The sequence below is a fragment of the Mycobacteroides franklinii genome, assembly GCF_002013895.1.
In the GTDB taxonomy this organism is placed as follows: Bacteria; Actinomycetota; Actinomycetes; order Mycobacteriales; family Mycobacteriaceae; genus Mycobacterium; species Mycobacterium franklinii.
Map to the genome: position 1 here is coordinate 207861 of NZ_MAFQ01000011.1, position 23264 is coordinate 231124.

Consider the following 23264-nt stretch of genomic DNA (forward strand, 5'->3'; position numbering starts at 1 on the left):
CAGATGGTTTTACCAGCCGCGCTCGGCGAGCCGGTGTGGCTGCGCGATGTCCTCCACGTTGATACCGACCATCGCCTCACCCAAACCACGCGACACCTTGGCCAACACGTCCGGATCGTCGTAGAAGGTGGTGGCCTTCACGATCGCCGCGGCGCGCTGCTCGGGATTACCGGACTTGAAGATGCCCGATCCCACGAACACACCCTCAGCACCAAGCTGCATCATCATCGCCGCATCAGCCGGAGTCGCGATACCACCAGCGGTGAACAGCGTGACCGGCAACTTACCGGCACGGGCCACCTCGACCACAAGCTCATACGGTGCCTGCAGTTCCTTTGCCGCAACATACAACTCGTCCTCGGACAACGACGTCAGCCGACGGATCTCGCCACCGATCTTGCGCATATGCGTGGTCGCGTTGGACACATCACCGGTGCCGGCCTCGCCCTTGGAACGGATCATCGCCGCACCCTCGGTGATACGGCGCAGCGCCTCACCCAAGTTGGTGGCACCGCACACGAACGGCACCGTGAACTTCCACTTGTCGATGTGATTGGTGTAGTCGGCGGGAGTGAGCACCTCGGACTCGTCGATGTAGTCCACACCCAGGCTCTGCAGGATCTGCGCCTCCACGAAATGCCCAATACGCGCCTTGGCCATCACCGGGATGCTGACGGTGTTGATGATGCCGTCGATCATGTCCGGGTCGCTCATCCGCGACACCCCACCCTGGGCACGGATATCGGCAGGCACCCGCTCCAGCGCCATCACCGCCACCGCGCCGGCATCCTCGGCGATCTTTGCCTGCTCGGGCGTGACGACGTCCATGATGACGCCCCCCTTGAGCATCTCGGCCATACCGCGCTTCACGCGAGCGGTACCGGTGCCGGTCTCGGGGGACGTTCCATTGGTCGTGCTAGTCAACTGGGGGCTCCTGAATCTCGGGGTCTGCAACCAGTCTAATGCGCCCACACCAGCGATTTTGTGGCGGGAGGGGCGGTGACCAGACTCACCCGATTTGGATTGGCTCGCGCCGAGCGCCGGTGGCAACCGCATCGGCGGCAGCGGCGGCCTCACCGAGCAGTTCTCCCAGCTGATTCGGGTAAACCTGCTCGCCGGAAGCGGTGAGGGCGGCGATCTCCTCCGCATCGCACCAGCGGTGTCCGGTGATATAGCGCTGCTCCAGATTGGTGCGGCCATCGGTGGCCGGTTCGAACCGTTTGGTGCGGTGCACGAAGAACAGTTCCTCGGACCGGATGGTGGTGCCGTTGAAGTCGAAGACGGCCACCCGACGCCAGAGCGGGCCCACCAGACGCCCGGAGGGAACGGACAGTCCTGTTTCCTCGACCAGCTCGCGTACCGCACCGTCGGCCAGCTTCTCCCCCGGCAGCGTTTGTCCGCCGACGGTGAACCACCAATGCACCGCCGGGGTGGGTGCCGCGGGGTCGAAGCCACGCAGCAGCAACACCCGACCGTCCTCGTCGAGCAGGATGATGCGCGCCGAGGTGCGGAAGTTGGCCCGTGCCGGATCTTCGGTGCCCGCACCCGTTCGATCGACGATTTCGAAATACGTTGGCATCGGCGCGGTTCCACCCAAGCGCAACCACCGCACCGGGCGGCGCACGCGCAGCGCCAGGGTGTCGCGCACGGCGTCATTGTGAAAGCGTCGCGCGATGAGCACGCGCGTCTCGGCATCGGCGAGCTCGGCCACCAGGGCGGGGCGCAGCCGCTCCGGATCGACGGTGGACAGCGCGGCGGCCAGTTGGTTCTCGGCATATTCGCGCCGGTTACGTTCGGCACGTTCGGCTTTCGCCGCGAGCTTGATCAGTTGGTCGTCCTTGAGTGCGTCCCCTATCGCGCGCGCGACGACGGCACGACGGGCCAGGGCCGCGTCGAGCGCCTGCCAGGACAGGTCGCTGCGCACGTGCAACCGGTCGAGGCGGTTGGCGACCAGATAGGCCCACAGCAGACCAAACGCGAGGAGCGTGCCGAGGATGGCGATGACGATGACGGTCAACGCCGAGAACGTCACCAATGAGCACTCCGATGCGATAGGTGCGAATTACAGGTCAGATCCTAACGAGAAGCAATCTATGCGACCCAACACCGGAACGTGCACAGCTTGCGGATACGGGACTTCACTGCGAACTGGACTGTTGCGTGCAACTATCCAAATGTGGTTAGTCAGCCCAGGACACCTCCCCGACCCGTCGATGTAACTGCGTTTATTCCTGAACTGGCTGAACTGACGCGGGCTACCACTCGGCTACATCCGAGACGTGGCGCACCGAGGGCTCATCAAAGTTCGATTGGTGGGCCGTTGTACTGGCCTGAGAATGAGGCGTGGCCGACGTGCGTCACACCGTGGTACTCGGGGAACGGCCCGACCGGCTGGCAGCCCCATAGCGCGCCGAACCCATTGGTCCCAGTCCTCCAGCTCTTCGCCGCAGATGCACCGACGATTTGTTTCCCGGTGGGATCGGATCTGCTACAGCTGCTTTGGTGTCCAGTCATTCATCGAGACCTCCCCGGACAGCGAGATGCGTATGCACCTTCGGTAAAGGTGATCTGGCGTAACTCAATGGACGTACGGGTCGCATCTAGTGCTCCCCCGAACCCAATCGACTTTGAGGACGAGTCGATTCCGGTCCCCTGTTCACTGCATCCTGAGAAAATTGTTGAATACAGCCAGGAACTCCACAACACACTCTGGGATAAAGTCCGCGACCTCGATGAACTCGGGTGGAACGGAACCAATCTGTGCTATCAGTACGACTTGTCGGTCGCACCGGGTACCAAAGTGGGTGGCTGGCCTCGATGGCACGCCCTGGACCCATACCCAATGCCATGCACAGACTGCGGACGAGAGCTTGAGCTGCTCGTTTCCTTCGACACTGGCGAGCGCGACGAGGGCGCCGGCCACTGGAACGCCATTGACCCCTCAGAACGTGACGTTGACCTGAGAGATATCACCGGTCTCACACTAGGTCGCGGTGGCGATCTACAGATCTTCGGCTGCCGAACGAACCCTCACCATCAGCACCACGTTTTGGTGCAGGGATAAAGCTCACCAACTGTCGACCTTCACGCGTGCGCCGGAGGCCGTGACGGTTTCGTAAACGAGCATGATCTGCTGGGCGACCACCGACCAGTCGTACCGCTGCACCGCATCGGTGCCGGCCGCGACCAGCTGGGCCCTGCCCTCGTCGTCACCGAGTACGTCGATGAGGGTTGCCGCCAAGGCATCCGGGTCGCCTGTCGGCGTCAACCGGCCCGCCGTGCCATCCAAGAGCACCCGGCGGAAGGCATCCAGTGAACTCGCGACGACGGCCGTGCCTGCCGCCATTGCCTCCACCAACACGATGCCGAAGCTCTCGCCACCGATATTGGGAGCGCAGTAGACATCGGCGCTGCGCATCGCCGAGGCCTTGGTGGCATCGTCGACCTGGCCGAGGAACCGTAGATGCTTGGCCAATGGTCCTGCCTGCGTGCGCAATTCGGCGTCATCTCCGCGGCCGACGATCAAGATCTCCACATCGGGGAAGCTGGTCGCGATCTTCGGCAACGCGCCCATCAACACGTCCATGCCCTTGCGCGGCTCGTCGTAGCGGCCCAGGAACAGCACCGTCTTACCCGCTCTCGGATAGCCCTCGAGGACAGGTGCGGCGGCGAAGGATCGAACGTCGACACCGTTGGGAATCTCGACCGCGTCGGACCCGAGCGCCTCCATCTGCCAGCGCCGGGCCAGCTCCGAGACCGCGATCCGCCCGACGATCTTCTCGTGCCAGGGACGCAGCACCGCCTGAAAGACGCTCAGCGTCAACGACTTCGTGGTGGAGGTGTGGAAGGTGGCGACAATAGGACCCTCTGCCACCATCAGCGCCAGCATCGACAGACTCGGCGCGTTCGGCTCATGCAGGTGCAGCACGTCGAAGTCACCGTCGACGAGCCAGCGCCTGGTCTTGGCATAGGTCGCCGGGCCGAATCGCAGCCGCGCCACCGATCCGTTGTAAGGAATCGGAACAGCCTTGCCGCCCGAGACCACGAATTCGGGCAGCTCGAGATCCGATGAGGACGGTGCGAGCAGGCTGACGTGGTGGCCGCGATCACGCATGACCTCTGCCAGTTGCACCACATGGGACTGGACGCCGCCCGGTACGTCAAACGAGTACGGGCAGACCATCCCGATGCGCATTACGCCTGCCCACCAACAGGATCAGTCTCCCGAGGGGCCGCACAATCATCAGTTTCAGCCTCGCCGGACGGCGCAGCCGGCTGCGACGGCGACGTACGCAGCCGGGTGCGGCGCTCCTCGGACAGGTCGTCGAGCCATAGCGGCTGCAGCATGTGCCAGTCCGCCGGGCGCTCGGCGATATTGACGGCGAACGCGTCGGCCAGCGCCTGGGTGGCCAAGGCGACATCGCCCGCCGACGTGTCGATCGGCGACTGAATCCGTACTCCCCATTGTTCGTGCGCTTCGAACCAACAGTGCGCAGGCAGTAGGCGCGCGCCGGTGTCGATGGCCAAACGTGCGGGCCCTGCGGGCATTCGGGCTTCTGCACCGAAGAAGTCGACGGGGACTCCGCTGCGACTCAGGTCGCGATCGGCCATGAGACAGACGACCCGGTTCTCCCGCAGCCGCGTCGCCAGCTTCTCGTACGGCCCGGTGGAGTCACCGCTCGACGCAAGCACTTCGAAGCCAAGAGTCTCCCGGTAGTCCAGGAAACGCCGGTACAGTGACTCGGGTTTCAGACGCTCGGCGACGGTGGTGAAGGTGCCATAGGTTTGTGCCAGCCATAACCCGGCCATGTCCCAGTTTCCACTGTGCGGCAGCGCGATAATCGTTCCGCGCCCCTCGGCCTGGGACGCATCGAGGTTTCGGCGACCGAACAAACAACTGTCCAGGCGGGCGGCAAGACGCTCCATGTTCTGCGAAGGTAACCGGAACGCTTCACGCCAGTACCGCGCGTAGGAACGCATCGAATCGATCATCAGACGGTCGGGCACCTCACGGGGATGCACACCGAGCACCCGCGCCAGGTTCTTGCGCAGCTGTTCGGGTCCGCCCTTACGAGCACCGACCATGGCACCCACATCAAATATGGCCCGGGCAAGCAGATCCGGCGTAGCCTGCGTCACATTCCAACCAGCGGCATAGCCCCAGTCGGCAGCGCGTTCACCCCACACACTCATGACTGATTCTTCTCCGCAGTGTCCTGTCCGGCATCGGAATTGGGCAGCAGCTCAAGCGCTCCGGGCGACGTGCGGACGGCGTGCATCCGTTGAGCTACCGTGACCAGACTCGCAATGGCCAGCACCCACATCGCGGTGTGCAACGGCCACTGCACCGCGAATCCCCCACTGAATATCGCCCCGGCGAGCACGATGATGAGCCGTTCGGGACGTTCGATCAGCCCACCGTCGGCGCGAAGCCCGGAAGCCTCGGCACGTGCCTTCACATACGAGATCACCTGCGAGGTGATCATGCAGATCAGCGTGGCCACCACCAGAGAGGTTGATCCCCAACCGAATGCGGCCCACCAGACCAAGCCGGCGAATACCGCGCCGTCGGCGACCCGATCGCACGTCGCGTCCAGCACCGCACCAAACCTGGTTCCGCCGCCGCGTGCACGGGCCATCGCCCCGTCGAGCATGTCGAACATCGCGAACAGCCATACCGCCATGCCACCCCAGAAGAGATGCCCTGTCGGGAAGAGGGTCAGCGCCGCGACAACCGACGCCGCGGTCCCGAAGATCGTGACCGTGTCCGGGGTAAACCCGGCGCGCAGTAGCGCATTGGCCACCGGGTTGATGATCTTCGCGAACGTCTCCCGCGACAGCAGGCCGCTCACGGCAATTGCTCCCACGCGTCGGCCAGCAGTTTGCGGGTGTCCCGCAACAGCTGCGGCAATACCTTGGAGTCACCAATGATGGTGATGAAGTTCGCGTCGCCGCCCCAGCGCGGCACCACATGCTGATGCAAGTGCTCGGCCAGGGACCCGCCGGCGGCGGCGCCGAGATTGAGCCCCACGTTGAAACCGTGCGGCCGGGAGACCTTCTTGATCACCCGGAGCGCCTTCTGCGTGAAGGCCATCAGTTCGCGACTCTCCCCCTCGGTGAGGTCTTCGAGCTCGGCGACTTGGCGATACGGCACCACCATGAGATGACCTGGGTTGTACGGGTAAAGATTCAGGACCGCGTAGACATGCTCGCCGCGGGCCACGACCAAACCGTCCTCATCAGCCATCTCCGGGATCTCGGTGAAGGGAGCCGAATCCGGGCTGGGCGCCTTCACCGCTTCGGCGATGTAACTCATCCGGTGGGGGCTCCACAGCCGCTGCAGGTGATCCGGGTCGCCCACGCCGCGGTCGATGATGGTCGAGTCCTCGTCAGTCACTGGCACCCAACTTCAGCAGTTCGGCCGTCGGCGATACATTCTCTCGTCTGTTCACCCAGTCGACGATGGCAGCAACGGCCTCGTCGCGGGGAACCCCGTTGACCTGGGTGCGGTCGCGGAACCGGAAGCTCACCGCACCCGCCTCGACGTCACGGTCACCGGCGAGCAGCAAGAACGGCACCCGCTGGTTGGTGTGATTGACGATCTTCTTGTTCATGCGGTCGTCGCTGGTGTCGACCTCGGCCCGGATGCCCTGCGATTTAAGCTGGGACACAATGTCGTTCAGGTACGGCGCGTGTGCGTCGGCGATCGGGATGCCGACGGCCTGCACCGGCGACAGCCAAGCCGGGAAGGCTCCCGCGTAATGCTCGGTGAGCACGCCGAAGAAGCGCTCGATGGACCCGAAGAGAGCGCGATGGATCAACACCGGCTGCTTACGAGTGCCGTCGGCGGCGGTGTACTCGAGGTTGAACCGCTCGGGCATGTTGAAATCGAGCTGGATCGTCGACATCTGCCAGGACCGGCCCAGCGCGTCCTTGGCCTGCACCGAGATCTTGGGACCGTAGAAGGCCGCACCGCCCGGATCCGGCACCAGCTGCAGCCCGGAATCGAGCGCCACCTGTTCCAGGGTGTTGGTCGCTTCCTCCCAGTCCTCATCGGAACCAACGAATTTCGTCTCGTCCTTGGTGGACAGCTCCAGGTAGAAGTCGTCCAGGCCGTAGTCGGACAGCAGGTCGAGCACGAACCGCAGCAGCGAGGTCAGCTCCTCGTGCATCTGCTCACGGGTGGTGTAGATGTGTGCGTCGTCCTGCGTCATACCGCGCACCCGGGTCAGACCGTGCACCACGCCGGACTTCTCGTACCGGTACACCGAGCCGAATTCAAAGAGCCGCAGGGGCAATTCACGGTATGAGCGGCCCCGCGCCCGGTAAATCAGGTGGTGCATCGGGCAGTTCATGGGCTTGAGGTAGTAGTTCTGCCCCGGCTTGCGCACGGTGCCGTCCTCGTTGAGTTCGGCGTCGATCTGCATCGGGGGGAACATGCCGTCGGAGTACCAGTCCAAATGCCCCGAGGTTTGGTACAGGTTTTCCTTGGTGATGTGCGGGGTGTTGACGAACTCGTATCCGGCTGCGGTGTGCTTGGCCCGCGAGTAGTCCTCCAGCTCCTTGCGGATGATGCCGCCCTTGGGATGGAAAACCGGTAGACCGGAACCGATTTCGTCGGGGAAGCTGAACAGGTCCAGCTCCACACCGAGCTTGCGGTGGTCACGCCGCTGCGCCTCTTCCAACAGTTCGAGGTGCTTGTCGAGGGCTTCCTGGGACTCCCAGGCGGTGCCGTAGACGCGTTGCATGCTGGCATTGGCCTGGTTGCCGCGCCAATAGGCGGCCGAGCTACGAGTGAGCCGGAAGGCCGGGATGTGCTTGGTGGTAGGAATGTGCGGGCCGCGACACAGGTCGAACCATTCCCGTTCCCCGGTACGGGGATTCAGGTTGTCGTAGGCGGAAAGCTCGTCGCCGCCAACCTCCATGACCTCCGGATCATCGGCACCCGACTTGTCGGAGACCAGTTCCAGCTTGAACGGCTCACTGGCCAACTCGGCCTGCGCTTCTTCCACCGACGCATATACCCGGCGCGAAAAGCGTTGTCCCTCTTTGATGATCTGCTTCATCTTCTTCTCGAGGGCGGTCAGGTCCTCGGGAGTGAAGGCGTAGTCGATACCGAAGTCGTAGTAGAAGCCGTCGGTGATCGGCGGGCCGATGCCAAGCTTGGCCTTCGGGAACAGTTCCTGCACGGCCTGCGCCAGCACGTGGGCGGCCGAGTGCCGGATGACACTGCGACCATCCTCGGTGTTGGCCGCGACCGGCTCCACCTCGGTGTCGACCTCCGGGGTCCAGGACAGATCCTTCAGCGCGCCGTCCACGCGTACGACGACGACGGCGTCCTCACCCTTGCCCGGCAGGCCGGCCTCGCGGACCGCGGTCCCCGCCGTCGTCCCGGCCGGCACCCGGATAGGGGCCACAAGGGAAGACGGGTTCGGCGCAGTCATCGGCAGTTCTCCAATTCAGAGACGGGGGGTTTGCGAACTCATGCTATCGGTCCACACCAGCCACTTCCCAGCCCGATGGGCACCGTGAGCACTCAGGCCGATCGCGCGCGGAATGTGTTCCGATACGCCAGCGGCGAGACCCCGGTGAGCCGGCGGAACTGCTCCCGGAAATTCGCAGGTGAACCGAACCCCACCTCGCGCCCGATCCGCTCCACCGAATCCACCGAACATTCCAGCAGCTGCTGGGCGTGGCGGACCCTCACTCCCGTCAGCCATTGCATGGGCGTCTGCCCGGTTTCGGCCCGAAACCGCCGGTTGAGGCTCCGCGCACTGGTCGACGCCTGGGCCGCGAGGTCCTCCAGAGACAGTTCGCGATGGGCGTTGCACTCGATCCACGCCAGCATCTCACCGAGGCCGGCCTCGGTGCGTCGGCGGTTCCGGACGACGTACTGCGCCTGCCCGCCGTCGCGGTGTAACGGCGCCACAGCCACCCGCGCCGCCTCCGCGGCTACCGCTGCACCGTGATCGCGCGCCACGATGTGCAGACACAGATCGAGCCCGGCGGATGCGCCGGCCGAGGTGAGCACCTGACCCTCGTCGACGTAGAGCACGTCGGCGTCCAGGCGCACCGCCGGGAACATCTCCCGGAACAGATCGGCAGCCAGCCAATGCGTGGTGGCCCGCTTGCCGTCCAGAATTCCCGCCTCCGCGAGCGTGAAGGCGCCGGCACAGATGGAGGCGATGCGGGCACCACGCTCATGGGCGGCCTGTAGCGCCGCGATGACACCCTCGGGCAGGGGGTCGGTGAGGTTGTCGCGTGCCGGCACCACGATGGTGTCGGCCTCCGAAAGCGCCTCAAGCCCAAGATCTGTCGCAATGCCGAACGGTCCCGCGGAGACAACCGGCTCGGTTCCGCACACCTGCACACGGTAGGGCCGAGTGCCATCGGCGAGATAGACGCGCCGGAACACCTCGACCGCGGTGGCCAGATCGAACCCGACGGTTTCGGGAAGCGCCAAAACGACGACGGAGTGAGGCTGGGCCGAACGACCCCTGGGCACGGAGTGAGGCTGGGCCGAACGACCCCTGGGCACGGAGTGAGGCTGGGCCGAACGACCCATGGGTACCGAATGCACGCGACCAGCCTAGCTCCCGATTGGCAATATCTCGTTGGATGCTGGCTATCTGGCCACTTCTGCGAAGGTGGCCGCTGCGCAACCATGGCGTTCATGCAGATAGCGATCCTCACCTACCCGGGTATGACGGCACTGGACGCGATCGGCCCGTATGAGGTGCTCAGGGGGCTCTCCGATGCCGAATTTCGATTCGTCTGGCACGAATCCGGCCCGGTACTGACTGACAGCGGGGTGCTGGCGCTCGGCGCTACCCACTCTTTCGCCGAGACGCCGTCGCCCGACATCGTCCTGGTCGGCGGCTCGATACCGGCCACCATGAGCACCGCCGCCGACGAGGGTGTACTGAATTGGCTCCGGCAGGCGCATCAGACCACGATGTGGACGACATCCGTCTGCAGCGGGTCGCTCATTCTCGGCGCCGCCGGGATCCTGCAGGGCAAGGACGCCACCTGTCACTGGGCCGGACAACGGGTGCTCGCCACCTTCGGTGCGAATCCCCAGCGGGACAAGCGGATCGTCCGTGACGGCAAGGTGATCACCGCCGCCGGAGTCTCCGCAGGGCTCGATCTCGGACTATGGCTTGTGGGCGAGATCGCCGGGCGGCCACGGGCCGAGGCGACGCAACTGTGCATCGAATACGACCCGCAGCCACCGTTCGATACGGGCCACATGAGCAAGGCCTCCACCCGAAACAAGGCCGATGCCGCACGCATGATGAAGGGCATGATCTCGGCACGCGCGGCCAGCGCAGAACTCACGGCAGGCTCAAAAGTGTTGTGGACCAGTGTTATCGACCGTGTGCGGAGAAAGTCAGCCGCCAGTTCCTAGAGCTTCGGTCACGGCTGGCCGGGGTTGAGCTTGACGAAGAGCGCCTCCGCCTCGGCGAGCACATCATCCCCGTCGAGCAGTCGGCCGGTCATGAACACCTTGCGCCCTTCCACGCGATCCAAGGTGCAGTCGTACTGCAGTTCCTTCTCGATGGGCGTGATCTTGCGGTAGTTGATGTTCAGGTAGGCGGTGCGCAACTTACGTAGATCGGTCAGTAGCAGCGAGCCAGTACCGAAGATGGTGTCGAAGAGCAGCCCGAGGCAGCCGCCGTGCACCGCACCATTGCGCCCTAGGTGGTAGCGACTGAAAGTGGCTGTGCCGGCGAGAACTCCGTTATCGAAGCTGTCGATGGTCATCGGCACCAGCAAGATGTTGCCGCGCAGCGGCAGATCGGTGCGCCGGCCCGAGGGCGAGTCCCATTCCGAGACCTCATAGGGAGCCAACAGCGCGTTCATGGCTTCGAGCTGGCCGGCCAACTCGGTGATCACCTCGTCGGGAGGCAGCGCGGCGCGGGCACGGTCCTGCAGGGTCCGCAGTGCGTCGATGAAACGGCCGTAGTCAGGGCCGCCCTTAAGGGTGGGATCGGGTGGGTTGAACCCGCCGCCCTCATGCGCAGTTAGTGCTTCCTCGGTGGTCATGCTCCCCTACGTTATTGGGGTGGATATTGCACGGCTGAGCCAGCTCCCGTTCACCTACCCGGAGATCGGTGCGACGGCCGGTGAACTGCCGGCCAGATATCACCATGTGCGGGAATCTCGGCAGATCGGGACGGGTAAGGCCCGGTTCGAGGAAGCCGCGGCAAGCCTGATGCGATTTGGCATTCAACGCGGGATCGGGCTGCGAGTTCTGACGTCGGCACCCGAGGCCTCCGTGGGCGTGAACGTGGCGACGCGGCTATGGCCGTTCTGGGCGTTGTGCCGCATCGTGTACGTGGTCGATGAGCCGAACCGGCGCGGTTTTGCATACGGCACGCTTCACGGACACCCGGAAACCGGCGAGGAGGCGTTCATCGTGCGCTTCGACCCGTCCAATGACGTTGTTTCCGTAGAGATTACGGCTTTCTCGAAGCCGTCATTCTGGTGGGTCAGAGCGGGCAACGTAGTAGTCAAGCAACTGCAGCGAGTGGTAACTCAGCGGTATCTGAGCGCACTCTGATTCCTACCGCGTCACAATTCGTCGGCAGAACCCTCCCCCGGTAACCTACGAGTTAGCTGCGCGTCGCCTCTAGCTATGTTCTGGCGTGTCGCCACATTGAGCGATTCTCTGCATTTTTGCCATTTAAATTACGTCATGCGCCTTTGACAGCAAAAATTTCAGGGCTTCAAATCGTTATGATGTGTAACCTGTTGTTCAACTTCGATTCATGCATTGTTAGGAGCTCTGAACCTCATGGTTTCACTGCCCACTCGCATCGCGTTGTTCGCCGGGGCCCTGAGTGCCTCGGCCGCGATGTACGTGGCCCCGGTCGCAGCTGCACAGCCGCCGGTACCGCCCATCTGCGGTTCAGGGGAAGCCCCCTATACCCATAACTGCCGCACCGCATGCTCCGGCGGCGCCCCGCGCGTGGGTGGATCCTGCTCTCAACCTGGTACCGATCTCTACGACCGCGGTTTCCACGAGCCCACCCATGAGGGCGCAAACCCGCGCACTCCGCTGGGAACCAACCCGCAGGTGCCATACGGCACCAACACCACAACCGTTCTGCAGTAACGCATGACGACGCGGTGCTGGAGCAGCTAGCTTCCTGTCGAAGACTTCGAGGCCGCGCCTCTGCGCGCGTCCGTCGCTCGCATCTTTCCGAAGCAATGGCCGCGAATTCCCATACGGGAATGAAAACGGGCGCCGCGGGGTAGAACTCCCACATGGAACTCAACGACGCTGCGCGTGCCCTCATCGGAGCGGGCGCTGATGCCACGCTCGTCACCATCAACCCCGACGGCAGCCCTCAGGTGTCCGTGGTGTGGGTCGCCCTGCAATCCACACCAGACGGCGACGAGCTGGTAGCTGCCCATCTGTCGGGCGACTACAAGAAGTTGCGCAACATCCGGCGCGATCCTCACGTCGCCGTGACGATCCTTGGCCCGAGCCAGCTCGGGCAACAGCGCGAGTATCTGGCTGTCACCGGCTCGGCGCGCGTGGTCGAAGGAGGGGCACCGGAGCTGCTCAAACAGTTGGCTACCGCGCTGCTGGGATCCGATGAGCATTTCCCGCCACCCAATGCTCCTGACGGTTACCTGACCCGGATTCGCGTCGAATCAATCGGCGGCAACGGGGCCTGGGTCTGATCTCAGTCGCGGATGAAACCCTTGGTGCGCATCAGGAAATCCGCGAGGAATCCATCATGGGGGATTTCGGGGGCCGCGTATGAGGTGGGGTGCCTACCGCTGTAGACGTTGGACACCGTCGGATCGTCGACGAGGGCGTCGATAAGCTCCCCGTCACTCGTGATCGCGTTGATCACCAGCGAATGCCGCAGCGGTGCAAGGCCGTCGGCGCGCGCCCACGGCGCGACCCATACGCAGGGGAATGCCAACTCGGTGTTGAGCTTGTCGACGTCGGGCCGTTTAAGCAGATGTACGGCCGGACGTAGCGCGGCCGAACCATCTCCGAGGTCTGCAACCACCTGATCGGCACCCAACAGCGCCGTAGCGCCTAGAGATTTCGCCGCCAGGTACTCGGCAACCCGTCTGGCCGCGTCGAGCGGCTGGACCGGCAGGACGGCGCGTTCGTCGGAAATCGGCAGGGGCGTGATCGCCTCAAGCCTGGCCACGATGGCTTCCGCCAACGGTCGCGGATCGCCTTCGTACAGAACGGCTGTGGTGTTGGTGCACGCCATCCCGCCCTGCCCGCTGATGGACTCGACAATGACATCCAGATAGTCACGCCAGTCCTGTTCAGCGGTGATCAGGATCTTGGTGCGTCCTGGCCCGTTCACCATCACCGTCGGATCGCCCGCGTACTTGTCCACGATGTCCTGCCCGCCGTAGACGACAGCGAGATCGGCCGCGGCGATGATCTCGGCCGCGCCCGCATGGTCGGTGGGCAGGTACAAAGCATCTTCGGGCCGAAATCCCGCCTGACGCAAGGCGTTGACGAGCCGGTGACCCGTGAAGGGTTCGCGCCGCGACGGCCGGATGGCCACGCGATACCCCAGCGCCAATGCCTGCACCCACCCGCCGTGCACACCCGGACTGTTCCCCGACGCGTGCACAGCCAGCACCTCACCCCGCCGGGTCCAGACCGCGCTCCCCCGGCGGGTGCGCTCATCGCGCCAGTCCAGGGTCGCGCCCACCGGCCGGGCCGGTGTCACCGCGTCAATCGCGTGGCGAACAGCTTCGGCGACGCCTATCGCGCTGGCGCGCGCCACGGCGATGGGCAGTCCTGAGACCCGGCTGACCACGTCGACGTACTGATCAAAGCCGTAGCCCGCGATCTCGGCGTCGGAGAAGATCTCGGCAGCACCGGCCAGTGCAGCTTCCCGGCGGGTGGCCGGCAACGCCGCAACATTGCGTTGGGCGCGAATGCTGCGGCTGACATACAGCGGCGGCACGATGCTCAAGTCAGCGACCGGTGTCCCCGCGATATCGGTGATCACCTCGCGCGTGCGGGTCCGGTACGCACCGGCGGGGCCCAACGCATCAAGGGAAATAGCTGTCCCACTGACGTTTTCGGGCAGCGCAGACGTCATCTCAGTAGACGCCCTCGATAACGGCTTCACCCTCGAACGTTGCGACCGGAGCGACCTCGCTGACCGAGTCGCCGATCTGGCCGTCGGGCCCCTGTCTACGGATCGCGCTATCACGTTCGAGGTTGTTGGGGATGAACATGCCCTTGCTGATGTGGTTCATTACCACCTGACCGCGGTGGCCATGCGGCACCCGCTCCCCCGTCTCGGGGTCGATGACCCAGAACACGACATAGGGCGTGCGGGGGTCGAAGACATAGATGTCGCCGTCGACGCGGGTCTTGGCCTGGGACAAGATCATTGTGCTGCCGAACGCCATCGCGATGGTCGTCGCCGGGAAAATTTCGCGGAGCAGGTCCAGGGTGTCCAGGTCCACATGAGCACCGCTGAGCAGTATGTAGCGGATCTTCTGGTTCACCAGGTCTGCCATGGTGTCATCGCGCGCAATCGCACCCAACAGCGGCGGGCTGGTATGCAGATTCGCCACATTTTGGGTTTGCAGCACGAACCTTGCCTGCTCCAGCACGTGCTCCACATATGCGGACACCTCCGCGGTGGCGCCCCGCGCCGCGATCTTCTTGACCCACCGCGGGTCCAGGTCCACCGGATAGAACACCGAACCCAGCCGTTCGCTCACCGCGCGGGAAAAATGGCCCACCCCATGTGGACCGCTGGGCATCAGGAACAGCAGGCCCTGGCCGTCCACGAAGCCGCCCGCGGTGAAGTCCTCGATCTGCCACAGGGTGATCTGCTCAACCCAGTCGGGCAACTGCGCGGTGCGTTTGGGCGCTCCGGTGGTGCCGCCCGATTCGAACACCTTCGGCACGGGCGCCGGCGATCCGTAACCGCGCGGAATGAGGTCCTCGACGGGCGCGTTCCGTAGCTCGTTGACCAGGTTGGGAAAACGCCGCAGGTCGTCGAAACCATGCACGTCGGTCAGCGGGTTGAAATCCAGGCCTCGCGCCGTCCGCAACCAAAAGGGCGAGCCGGTGTCCGCACCGAAATGCCACGCAATCGCGGCACGCAGATACGCCTCCGGGTCGACGTCAGGTCCAGCGCGCGGAACATCCAACAGCGAGAAGTCGATCTCGGCCATCTCGCCATCCTGACGCAGTGACCGCGAGGACGTAAGTGAACTCTTGGTGGCGCCGAAGATGATCGGGCTGCGCGGTGGCACCAACCTGCCCGGTAGCGTCCCCAGCGGAACCGGGAACGCTACCGATCGGGTGTGTTGCTATTCGGGTGTTAACGGCGCCAGTCGTCGCCGCGGTGGTCCCCGCGATTGTCACCTCGGTGGTCGCCGCGATCGTCACGATGGTCACCGCGATCATCGTGGCGATCGCCATCGCGCCAATCCCGCTGCCGCCCGTCGCGTCCCCAGCCGTTTCGGTCCCAGCCGTCACGGTCGCGGCCGTCACGGTCGAATCCGTCTCGATCCCAGCCGCTGTCGCGCCAGTTGTCGTCGTGGCATTCGCGATCAAACCAGTTGAACCCCCAGATCGGGTTCCAGAACTCGCCTGGGCACCAGTGATAGCTCGGCGCCGGGAAGGCCGGAGCAGGGGCTGCGTTGGCGGTGGCCGCAAGGCCCAAACCGCTGGCGGCAATCGCTGCTGATGCTGCAATACCTACGAGAATCTTCACAATCACAGATCGAATCAAAGGACTCAATCGTTACGTGCGCTAAATACTGAGCCGATACAGGTTCGACATACAACCGTGCCCAAATGGGGTCGGCACCGGCTCCGAGCAGGTCTGTTAGGGCGTAAATGCCGGTTATCCAGGCCGGCGTTGCGAAATACTGACTGCGTGAAGGTCAATGTGCAGGCATTGCGCTTGTGAGCGATGTGTACCGGGATGACACCGTGCATCCGGACACCATCAGGGTGTTCGAGATCGCCTATGCACGCATGGGGGTCGGTTTCGTCAGACGCGCAATGCTTTTCTGTCAGTTCGCTCTTGCGCTGCTGTTCGCGATCGTCGGGACGATGCTGGCCCGATTGTTCGTACCTGGGTTGACACTCCGGGACGTCGCCGTGCTCATCGCCCTCGGATTCACCATTTTCCTGGTCGACGGGTTTCTGGCGTTCCGCACCATCGCACCGCGGCTACGGATAATCGAGGATTGGGCACGAAACCGGGACCCCATCATCGCGGTTCAGGTGTGGCAGGTGGGCGCCCAGATTCCCCTGGCACCGTTGCAGTGGGACCGGCTGCTGTTCGTCGCGGTTCTGAATCTGGGCTGGATCGGCATGCTGGGATGGCTGCAGTCGATCCCGATCCTCACGCTGGTGCTGTTCATTCCCGGCACGCTGTTGACCAGGCTGTACTGGATGGGGATGCGTGCCATGCTCTCCGAGCAGATGCTGCGTCCGGTGCTGGCCGACCTCAGCACCGCCGCCGGCGACCAGAGGATTCCCGTTCGGGTACGAATTCCCTTGACCCAGAGGATGTTCGTCGTCACCCTGGCCATCGCCGTCGTCGCCGGAACCGTCGTGGCGGGAATCGTCGGCCCCCACACCGTGGCCAGCCTCGCGATTGCGGTGGGAGTCTCGATCGCGGTGGCGGTCAGCATTGCCGGCGTTCTCGTGCTGCTGCTCACCCGGTCCGTCACCGAACCGGTGCGCGATCTGAGGGCCGCCGCCGATCGAGTGGGCCGCGGCGACCTCGACACCTGGGTTCCAGTAACCGCCACGGACGACCTCGGCGTACTTGCCCAGTCGTTCAACACCATGATCAGTGGCCTTCGAGAACGCGACCGCATCCGCGCGGCGTTCGGAACGTATTTGGACCCTGCCATCGCCGATCTCATTCTGACCAGCGGAAACGAGGCGCTGGCTCTCGGTCAGGAGGTCGAGATCACTGCCCTGTTCCTGGACGTCCGCGGATTCACCGGCTACTCAGAGCACCGCCCGGCCAGTGAGGTCGTCGCGATGCTCAATGATCTGTTCGGCATCGTCGTGCCCATCATCGGCAAGCATGGCGGCCACGTGGACAAATTCGTCGGTGACGGGCTTCTCGCCGTGTTCGGCGCCCCGCAGCCGCACCGCGACCACGCCGACAGGGCGTTGGCGGCAGCCCTGGAGATCGCACGGACCCTGGCCGCGCGCCCCGACGAGCCGCAAGTGGGTATCGGGCTGAACTCGGGTCCTGTTGTCGCCGGAAATATCGGTGGCGCAGGGCGATTCGACTTCACCGTAATTGGCGACACCGTCAATGTGGCCGCGCGAGTCGAATCGGCCACCCGGCTGACCGGGGATGCCATTCTGCTGAGCGAACAGACCCTGCAACGGCTTGACAACACCGACGTCGCCATCTTCGCTGCGCGGCCGACGATTCCGCTGCGGGGCAAGACGGATGCGGTGGCGCTGTACGCGGCCACCGTGGACGCAGAATCGACGTCGGAATCGGGCTGAGCATCTCACTAAGCCAAAGACGGGACTCGGCTTGCCCAAGTAACGTTCGTCAACGTTCAGTTCTCCCGCTGCGCAGTTGCCGCTCCCCGTCACCAACAACGCGACGACTGGACTACGTCGGGCCCTGCGGCCAATGCACCCATGTGTCATGCATGCCACAAACCGTTGTACGTCGACCGGTCTACTGAAAGGCTTTTGGTGAACCAACCGATGAGCCGGGCAGTGACAACAAGAATGAGGGCGCGAACTACTTATGGTCTCGATTCCGGTGTCGGCGAGAAACTTGTTCTCCATTACTTTCGGCGACGGTGTTCGCCCACCCCGGCCGACCAGCCACGTTGTGCTGTTCGACGAACCGCATCGCCAGTTGCGTCGTTATGGCACTGACGATCCGCGCGACTCCAGCGCCATCCCGGTCCTCTTGGTTCCCCCGTTGGCCGCGTCGGCGACATGCTACGACCTTGCCCCGGGTCAGTCGCTGGTGGCGCACCTGCTCGAGGAAGGCCGCACACCTTACGTCGTTGACTATGGTGAGATCGGTTGGGCGGATAGATATCTGGGCCTTGAGTCCTTCTTCGCCGATATCATTCCGCAGGCCATCGAGCGGGTACTCATCGATTCCGGACAGCCGCAGCTCGACCTGATCGGATGGAGCCTCGGCGGCACCCTGAGCCTTTTGACGGCCGCAGCCGACCGAGGATTACCAATCCGCTCGATCGTTGCTATCGGTACCCCGTTGGACTACGGACAAATCCCGGGATATCCCGAGGCGCGCCGAATCACCAAGCCCACCAACGGCTATGCCGTCACCACGGTGTTGCGGGCACTCGGCGGTATTCCTGCTCCGGTGGTACAGGCCGCCTACCGCGCCACCTCGTGGGACCGTGAAATCAAACGCCCCTGGTTTCTCCTGAACAATCTGGACAACACCGAAGCTTTGGCCAAGGCTGAGGTGATCGACCGCTTTCAGGACGCCTTCCCGGGCTATCCGGGGCGGGCGGTGTCGCAGATGTGGGGCCGATTTATCTATCACGACGAGATCGCCGCTGGCGTCGTCAATGTCGCGGGTTACACCCTCGATCTGACGGCGCTGACACTGCCGATCCGGCTATTCGGCAGCCACCGTGATGCCATCGCGCCCTGGCAGTGCGTGCACAACGGCGTCGCAATGCTCAAGTCGGCGGACGTTCGGTTCACCACGGTGGAGGCGAGCCATCTCGGGCTGGTGGCATTGTCGGCCGGTGTCAACGAGACGTGGCCGGCCATCGACAACTTTCTGGCCGAGCTGGACCGGCGCTAGTTTGGCGGCATCCAACACGACTCTTCATCTGCTCAGATCAGGTTCACCGCCGGGGCCGATGCTCTGGGACCCAGTCAGTCCGGCCGCGTGAGAATGCGACGCAGACCATCAGAACCGGGCCAAGTACCGACCGCTGAGCCGGCTGCCAGCGGTGCGGATAGCGTCCGGAGTGGGCACTGACGTCCGGAGCCGCCGGCTTGGGCGTAACTTCTCCGCGGCGTACAGAGTTGAAGATCTCTTCTGCCTGTCCTATATCGGGCCCTCAAAACGTCGAACTGCCAGAAGGTTTGAGAACGAATCCATGCTCGCCACCAATGGTGTCGAGGCAAGCCACCGTCCTATTGGTATCAACCGCACACGTGCCGTGGCCGTACGATACCTTCTGCCCCACAGCCAGTAGGGATCCCCTGTTGGTTGGCCCGGTGACTTACCGTCACAGCCTCCGTAGAAGTAATGCGACAGTTGATGCGTCGTCCCGGCACTGCCGTGGCTGGGCTCCACCTCGCCGACCACACAATCGCCAGACTTCGGGGTCGCCACTTCGCGATTCACCGCGGACTACTCCGTGGCTATTCCGGGAGTGGCTGATCGTCGACCTTCACACGGAAGTCGACCTTGTCGCCCTCTACTTTTGTGACAGTGAGGGTCAGACCGGCTTTCTGACCGGCTTCGCTCATCACGCATCGTTGGGTAGCGCCCACGGTCGCGTCAAGCGGCCCATCGCATATGACCGAATCCACCTTGCCCCCGAATTGAGCGTCGAGACGCTGTGCCGCGATCTTGGCAGCCTGTTCTTTCGGAACCTGTCGTACCGATGAAATCGGTGGCGTGCCTACCGATGAGTTCGCTGTTGTTTCAGGCGTTATCGTTCCAGCATGCCATGTCGACGTGACTGAACACCCTGATGCAATAAGAGCTGCCAAAATAAGAGTCGCCGCCATTGGTGCGCTTTGCATTCTGCTGCCTACTCGCTTTCTTGCACGACGATTGAATCGAATAGCTCGTTTGGAGCATGTAGCACTCGTCGACGGTAGACATTCTGGGCCGCAACCGGGGCATCGCCAGTCACAGACAAATAACCCCCTTCAACACGCGATTCTGGAGCCTACGGCCGGTTTGGCGAACCGAATCCGTAACCGCACCGCCGATCCACATACCTGCGGGTGGAGAACATCTCGTTGCTGCTGCTCTTACTGTCGGGTATGACCGTTTATATCGGGGACGCCGCCCGCATGTCTGGGTTGACCATCGATACCATCCGTTATTACGAGTCATTAGGTCTGATAACGGACAGCACACGAGACGGCGTCGGCCGGCGCGTCTTCACGGCCGATGACCTGCTCTGGCTGGTTTTTCTGCGCCGGATGCGTGAAACGAATATGCCCATCGTCCAGCTTCAGGAATACCTGCGGTGCCGTGGTCGCGGTGTCGACGGTATCGCGGGAATCCTGAGGGTCCTGAAAGACCATCACCATGCCATGGGGCAGCAGCAAGCCGCCCTGAACGAATGCATCGCGCTGATCGAGGCCAAGATCGCCAAATACGAAGGGCTCGCAGCCGCAGGGCTCCCGCCCGGAACTCCGGAGGTTGACCTGGAGTGAGGTCGAGCTCCTACCGTGTGCTGATGACCGACAAGCACGGTCGAACCTCACCGAAGGAGTACCCATCGTGATTGTTGTCCGCCACCATCCCGACAGCCGCCGCGCTCCAGCCGAAAACTTCACCGGCATCGTCTTTGTCGACGAGCTCGCGATAGCACAAGCCCCCTCGCGGCTACGCGCATTCAGCGTGCATTTCACCCCCGCTGCCCGTTCTGCGTGGCATCAGCATCCATTCGGCCAGATACTGCATGTCACTGAAGGGGTTGGCCGAATCCAGGCCAAAGGTGGACCAATACACGAGATCCGCGCTGGCGACACGATCGTTACCCGACCCGGGGAATGGCACTGGCATGGCGCCGCACCCACAACATTTATGACACACACCGCGATCCAGGAAGCCGACGACGACCACTGCGACGCCTACTGGGGCCAGCATGTCACCGACGACGAATACAACGCACCCGCTACACCAGCCACCTAAGCCAGCAGCACCGCCGTCAAATAGTGAATTCAGCGTGAACTAACGGTTGACGGCACGGTTGATTTGACTCACCCTTACGTCATGTCCGGCATAAGCGAGCAGACATCGCTAGCCGCGGTGCAGCAGCGCCTAGCGAGCAAGTACTCGTGGCTATCGCCTGAACACATTGCGTCTGTGGTCCAGTGTGTCTACGCGCGTTTCGCCGAATGCAGAGTCCGCGAGTTCGTACCTCTACTGGTTGAACGGCGTTCTTGCGCCGAGCTCGCCACAGTCAGTGCTTGAGAATCTCCAAATGTTGCGCGCCGCGCGTAGCTGGATACCGGTGATGCAGGCCGTCGATGAGACGGTGCGCCTCGTATAGCTCCTTGCGCATCGCCGCCATGCGACGGCGATGATGTCGTTGAGTGGTGTTGTGAGCGGGCGTATGTCGGATGAGAAGTTCAGTTTTGCGGACTGTCTGCGACAGTTGGCGCACATGCTCCTACAACGATGCCAGCAGTGTCCGAGCCTGTGCCACAGACGCATCCTCCATCACGTGCGGATCGTCGCACCCGCGCAACCGTCATGCACAGCAACCGATCAGGTTGCGTAAAAGGCGGGACGGGCCCACGCGCCCCTAAACGACGAAAACCCAGCTACGCTGGAGTTTTCATGCAGTGGACATAATTGTCCCAACGACATGTTCAGACTCGTTTGGCCATACGCGCAGGTCAGGTTGGAGCTGCCGCACACTAAAGCCTGTCGTGAGGCTGCCCTGGCAACGGTGCCGCCCTTGCGCACACTGCCGCAATAACCACCCCGACGGCATTCGCAGGCAGTCGTGCGCCAATTCACCGGATTGCGCGCGTCGTGGGCCCTGCCTCACGTGGGGCGATCCATCTGCGCGCTAGGTTCGAATACACCTTCAACCGATATGCGGAGAGATCATTGCTTGAGATCCCGGCCCTTGACTCGACCAATCTCGATCAGTTTCACGCATGGGATGGCGCCAATGGCCTGTTCTGGTCTGATCGGGCTGAAAGATTTGATCAGGGCATGGCCGCGTACCACAACGGGCTCTTGGACGCTGCGGGCATTATGAAAGATTCGGCTGTCCTCGACATTGGCTGTGGGGCCGGTCAGGTCACTTGCGACGCCGCACGGATCGCACAGCAAGGTTCGGTGCTCGGGATCGACCTGTCATCAACGCTGTTGGAAGTCGCGGGCACACGTGCCCTAACAGAAGAGTTGAGGAATGTGTCGTTCGTTCAGGCAGACGCGCAGGTGTACGACTTTGGTGAATCACGATTCGATGTCGCGGTGAGCCGGCACGGAACGATGTTCTTTGGTAACCCGCGCGCGGCCTTCGTCAACATCGCGCGCGCGATCCGACCCGGTGGCCGGTTCGTACAGTTGGTGTGGCAATCCGTCGAGCGCAACGAGGGCATTCGCACGTTCCGCACCATCTCCGCTGGCGGACGCGAGCTACCCTGTCCGCCGCCTGAGACCCCGAACCCGTTCTCCCTGAGCGACCCGACCCGCGTGCACCAACTCCTGGGCGCGGCTGGCTTTGTCGACATCGAGATGACCGAAATGCACGCCCCGATGTTCTACGGTCGTGACGTCGACGACGCATTCGACTTCATCGCCGCGCATTCGGCCTCAGCGTTCGCCGCACTTGACGATCAAACCCGCGGCCGCGCACTGGACAGGTTGAGAGTGAACATCGCTGAACATCTCACCGATCAGGGCGTGTTCTACGACGCTGAGCAATGGCTTATCCAGGCCCAGCGACGCTGACAGTAGCCCTGACCGAACACGAGATCGAGATCGCCCTAAATCGCAGCCTGAGTCGGCGAATATCGGCGCCGCATCGATCGCGGCCGGCCACCGACCCCGCTGAGAATGGCCTTCAGCGCGGCGCTTTACGGAATAGCCAACCAAATCCGGACGGACAGCCGCTCTAGTTGACCGCTCGTGGGCCCGATTTTGACGGGTTCACCTGTATCTCTTGACGTCCTTCTTTGCAGCGTTCCAGCGGATTTCGTTGGTCCTTCCGCCGCACCGACCCGCTACCCGAGCTACGCAACCACGCCCTCGATGACACCTAGCACCAGGCCCGCACCCCCAGCCAACATCTCCGTGCCGGCCCTCGCACCGGCCAACTGGTTCGGCCAAGGCCTGCACGGACGGGGCAACGCCGAAGGCTTTCTGCACGCCCCCAACGGTGGCTGCACGTGCACCCCCGGCCACCACGACGAGTGGTGCTACCTCTCCGAAAGCGTTGCTCTACAACAGCAGTTCTTCGACCACTACCTCAAATGCCGCGATAACAGCTGGCCCGACGCCCTACGCGTTGTCATGCACGTCCCCCACCCTGACGGTGGGCACCGAACC

At 63.5% G+C, this 23264-nt stretch carries 23 protein-coding genes and 1 pseudogene; 11 read left to right on the plus strand and 13 right to left on the minus strand.

Annotated elements, in window-relative coordinates; all coding sequences use genetic code 11:
* Window positions 1–9 precede the first annotated feature (9 nt).
* The 8 genes from pdxS to B4393_RS19950 all read right to left on the minus strand — a co-directional run bounded on the left by pdxS (window position 10) and on the right by B4393_RS19950 (window position 9565).
* A complete protein-coding gene (gene pdxS, locus B4393_RS19910) occupies window positions 10–924 on the minus strand; it encodes a pyridoxal 5'-phosphate synthase lyase subunit PdxS (protein WP_078277973.1) in 915 nt (304 codons plus the stop codon).
* Window positions 925–1009: 85 nt separating this feature from the next.
* A complete protein-coding gene (locus B4393_RS19915; protein WP_078335535.1) occupies window positions 1010–2032 on the minus strand; it encodes an NUDIX hydrolase in 1023 nt (340 codons plus the stop codon).
* A 1035-nt stretch (window positions 2033–3067) separates the two neighbouring features.
* Window positions 3068–4195 (minus strand): glycosyltransferase family 4 protein, encoded by a 1128-nt coding sequence (locus tag B4393_RS19925; protein WP_078335537.1) that lies wholly within the window; start codon window positions 4193–4195, stop codon window positions 3068–3070.
* Complete coding sequence (locus tag B4393_RS19930; protein WP_078335538.1) at window positions 4195–5193, minus strand: phosphatidylinositol mannoside acyltransferase; 999 nt, start codon at window positions 5191–5193, stop codon at window positions 4195–4197. The genes B4393_RS19925 and B4393_RS19930 overlap by 1 nt, the downstream gene beginning before the upstream one ends.
* Window positions 5190–5852, minus strand: coding sequence for a phosphatidylinositol phosphate synthase (gene pgsA / locus B4393_RS19935; RefSeq protein WP_078335539.1), 663 nt, complete (start codon window positions 5850–5852; stop codon window positions 5190–5192). The genes B4393_RS19930 and pgsA overlap by 4 nt, the downstream gene beginning before the upstream one ends.
* A complete protein-coding gene (locus B4393_RS19940) occupies window positions 5849–6397 on the minus strand; it encodes an ATP adenylyltransferase (protein WP_070939471.1) in 549 nt (182 codons plus the stop codon). Before B4393_RS19940 ends, pgsA begins: the two co-directional genes overlap by 4 nt.
* A complete protein-coding gene (gene thrS / locus B4393_RS19945; RefSeq protein WP_078277978.1) occupies window positions 6390–8444 on the minus strand; it encodes a threonine--tRNA ligase in 2055 nt (684 codons plus the stop codon). The genes B4393_RS19940 and thrS overlap by 8 nt, the downstream gene beginning before the upstream one ends.
* A 92-nt stretch (window positions 8445–8536) precedes the next feature.
* The gene (locus B4393_RS19950; protein ID WP_236743197.1) at window positions 8537–9565 is read right to left on the minus strand and encodes a GlxA family transcriptional regulator; all 1029 of its coding nucleotides are present in this window, start codon (window positions 9563–9565) and stop codon (window positions 8537–8539) included.
* A 108-nt stretch (window positions 9566–9673) separates the two neighbouring features.
* Between B4393_RS19950 and B4393_RS19955 the strand changes: the two genes are divergently transcribed.
* Window positions 9674–10408: a DJ-1/PfpI family protein gene (locus tag B4393_RS19955; RefSeq protein WP_078335574.1), complete on the plus strand. Its 735-nt coding sequence runs from the start codon at window positions 9674–9676 to the stop codon at window positions 10406–10408.
* Window positions 10409–10416: 8 nt separating this feature from the next.
* On the opposite strand, the gene B4393_RS19960 is transcribed toward B4393_RS19955, so the two are convergent.
* Window positions 10417–11046, minus strand: coding sequence for a PaaI family thioesterase (locus B4393_RS19960; RefSeq protein WP_078335541.1), 630 nt, complete (start codon window positions 11044–11046; stop codon window positions 10417–10419).
* A 19-nt stretch (window positions 11047–11065) separates the two neighbouring features.
* On the opposite strand from B4393_RS19960, the gene B4393_RS19965 reads away from it, so the two are divergent.
* The 3 genes from B4393_RS19965 (at window position 11066) to B4393_RS19975 (ending at window position 12693) form a co-directional block, all read left to right on the plus strand.
* Entirely contained in the window at window positions 11066–11563 is a 498-nt protein-coding gene (locus B4393_RS19965) for a DUF1990 family protein (protein ID WP_078335575.1), read from the plus strand.
* A gap of 234 nt (window positions 11564–11797) precedes the next feature.
* Complete coding sequence (locus B4393_RS19970) at window positions 11798–12118, plus strand: hypothetical protein (RefSeq protein WP_078277981.1); 321 nt, start codon at window positions 11798–11800, stop codon at window positions 12116–12118.
* 152 nt (window positions 12119–12270) lie between these two features.
* Complete coding sequence (locus B4393_RS19975) at window positions 12271–12693, plus strand: PPOX class F420-dependent oxidoreductase (protein ID WP_078335542.1); 423 nt, start codon at window positions 12271–12273, stop codon at window positions 12691–12693.
* Window positions 12694–12695: 2 nt separating this feature from the next.
* Here the strand turns inward: B4393_RS19975 and B4393_RS19980 are convergent, their stop codons facing one another.
* The 3 genes from B4393_RS19980 to B4393_RS19990 all read right to left on the minus strand — a co-directional run bounded on the left by B4393_RS19980 (window position 12696) and on the right by B4393_RS19990 (window position 15734).
* Window positions 12696–14096: an aldehyde dehydrogenase family protein gene (locus tag B4393_RS19980; RefSeq protein ID WP_078335543.1), complete on the minus strand. Its 1401-nt coding sequence runs from the start codon at window positions 14094–14096 to the stop codon at window positions 12696–12698.
* 1 nt (window position 14097) lies between these two features.
* The gene (locus B4393_RS19985) at window positions 14098–15189 is read right to left on the minus strand and encodes an acyl-CoA synthetase family protein (protein ID WP_078335576.1); all 1092 of its coding nucleotides are present in this window, start codon (window positions 15187–15189) and stop codon (window positions 14098–14100) included.
* Window positions 15190–15338: 149 nt separating this feature from the next.
* Window positions 15339–15734, minus strand: coding sequence for a hypothetical protein (locus tag B4393_RS19990; RefSeq protein ID WP_070939997.1), 396 nt, complete (start codon window positions 15732–15734; stop codon window positions 15339–15341).
* Between the two features lie 194 nt (window positions 15735–15928).
* Between B4393_RS19990 and B4393_RS19995 the strand changes: the two genes are divergently transcribed.
* Window positions 15929–17506, plus strand: a complete 1578-nt coding sequence (locus tag B4393_RS19995; RefSeq protein ID WP_078335544.1) for an adenylate/guanylate cyclase domain-containing protein — start codon at window positions 15929–15931, stop codon at window positions 17504–17506.
* A 253-nt stretch (window positions 17507–17759) separates the two neighbouring features.
* Window positions 17760–18806, plus strand: a complete 1047-nt coding sequence (locus B4393_RS20000) for an alpha/beta fold hydrolase (RefSeq protein ID WP_078335545.1) — start codon at window positions 17760–17762, stop codon at window positions 18804–18806.
* A 569-nt stretch (window positions 18807–19375) separates the two neighbouring features.
* Here the strand turns inward: B4393_RS20000 and B4393_RS20010 are convergent.
* Window positions 19376–19747 (minus strand): DUF4333 domain-containing protein, encoded by a 372-nt coding sequence (locus B4393_RS20010; RefSeq protein WP_078335577.1) that lies wholly within the window; start codon window positions 19745–19747, stop codon window positions 19376–19378.
* Window positions 19748–19969: 222 nt separating this feature from the next.
* Between B4393_RS20010 and B4393_RS20015 the strand changes: the two genes are divergently transcribed.
* The 5 genes and pseudogenes from B4393_RS20015 to B4393_RS27585 all read left to right on the plus strand — a co-directional run.
* Complete coding sequence (locus B4393_RS20015; RefSeq protein WP_078335546.1) at window positions 19970–20407, plus strand: MerR family transcriptional regulator; 438 nt, start codon at window positions 19970–19972, stop codon at window positions 20405–20407.
* A 67-nt stretch (window positions 20408–20474) separates the two neighbouring features.
* Window positions 20475–20888 carry a (R)-mandelonitrile lyase gene (locus B4393_RS20020; protein ID WP_078335547.1) on the plus strand — a complete coding sequence of 138 codons (414 nt, stop codon included), beginning with the start codon at window positions 20475–20477 and terminating at the stop codon, window positions 20886–20888.
* 81 nt (window positions 20889–20969) lie between these two features.
* Entirely contained in the window at window positions 20970–21170 is a 201-nt protein-coding gene (locus tag B4393_RS28465; RefSeq protein ID WP_078335548.1) for a three-helix bundle dimerization domain-containing protein, read from the plus strand.
* Window positions 21171–21815: 645 nt separating this feature from the next.
* On the plus strand, window positions 21816–22667 hold the full coding sequence (locus B4393_RS20035) for a class I SAM-dependent methyltransferase (RefSeq protein WP_191988872.1): 852 nt from the start codon (window positions 21816–21818) through the stop codon (window positions 22665–22667).
* 300 nt (window positions 22668–22967) lie between these two features.
* Window positions 22968–23264, plus strand: a pseudogene (locus tag B4393_RS27585) (hypothetical protein); the annotation flags it as partial.

Coding starts and splice junctions, on each gene's coding strand:
- B4393_RS19975 (WP_078335542.1), top strand. CDS start 12,271: ATGGAACTCAACGACGCTGCGCGTGCCCTCATCGGAGCGGGCGCTGAT.
- B4393_RS19925 (WP_078335537.1), bottom strand. CDS start 4,195: ATGCGCATCGGGATGGTCTGCCCGTACTCGTTTGACGTACCGGGCGGC.
- B4393_RS19985 (WP_078335576.1), bottom strand. CDS start 15,189: ATGGCCGAGATCGACTTCTCGCTGTTGGATGTTCCGCGCGCTGGACCT.
- B4393_RS19960 (WP_078335541.1), bottom strand. CDS start 11,046: ATGACCACCGAGGAAGCACTAACTGCGCATGAGGGCGGCGGGTTCAAC.
- B4393_RS20000 (WP_078335545.1), top strand. CDS start 17,760: ATGGTCTCGATTCCGGTGTCGGCGAGAAACTTGTTCTCCATTACTTTC.
- B4393_RS19955 (WP_078335574.1), top strand. CDS start 9,674: ATGCAGATAGCGATCCTCACCTACCCGGGTATGACGGCACTGGACGCG.
- B4393_RS19980 (WP_078335543.1), bottom strand. CDS start 14,096: ATGACGTCTGCGCTGCCCGAAAACGTCAGTGGGACAGCTATTTCCCTT.
- B4393_RS19970 (WP_078277981.1), top strand. CDS start 11,798: ATGGTTTCACTGCCCACTCGCATCGCGTTGTTCGCCGGGGCCCTGAGT.
- B4393_RS19950 (WP_236743197.1), bottom strand. CDS start 9,565: ATGGGTCGTTCGGCCCAGCCTCACTCCGTGCCCAGGGGTCGTTCGGCC.
- B4393_RS28465 (WP_078335548.1), top strand. CDS start 20,970: ATGTCCGGCATAAGCGAGCAGACATCGCTAGCCGCGGTGCAGCAGCGC.
- B4393_RS20010 (WP_078335577.1), bottom strand. CDS start 19,747: ATGGCGGCGACTCTTATTTTGGCAGCTCTTATTGCATCAGGGTGTTCA.
- thrS (WP_078277978.1), bottom strand. CDS start 8,444: ATGACTGCGCCGAACCCGTCTTCCCTTGTGGCCCCTATCCGGGTGCCG.
- B4393_RS19930 (WP_078335538.1), bottom strand. CDS start 5,193: ATGAGTGTGTGGGGTGAACGCGCTGCCGACTGGGGCTATGCCGCTGGT.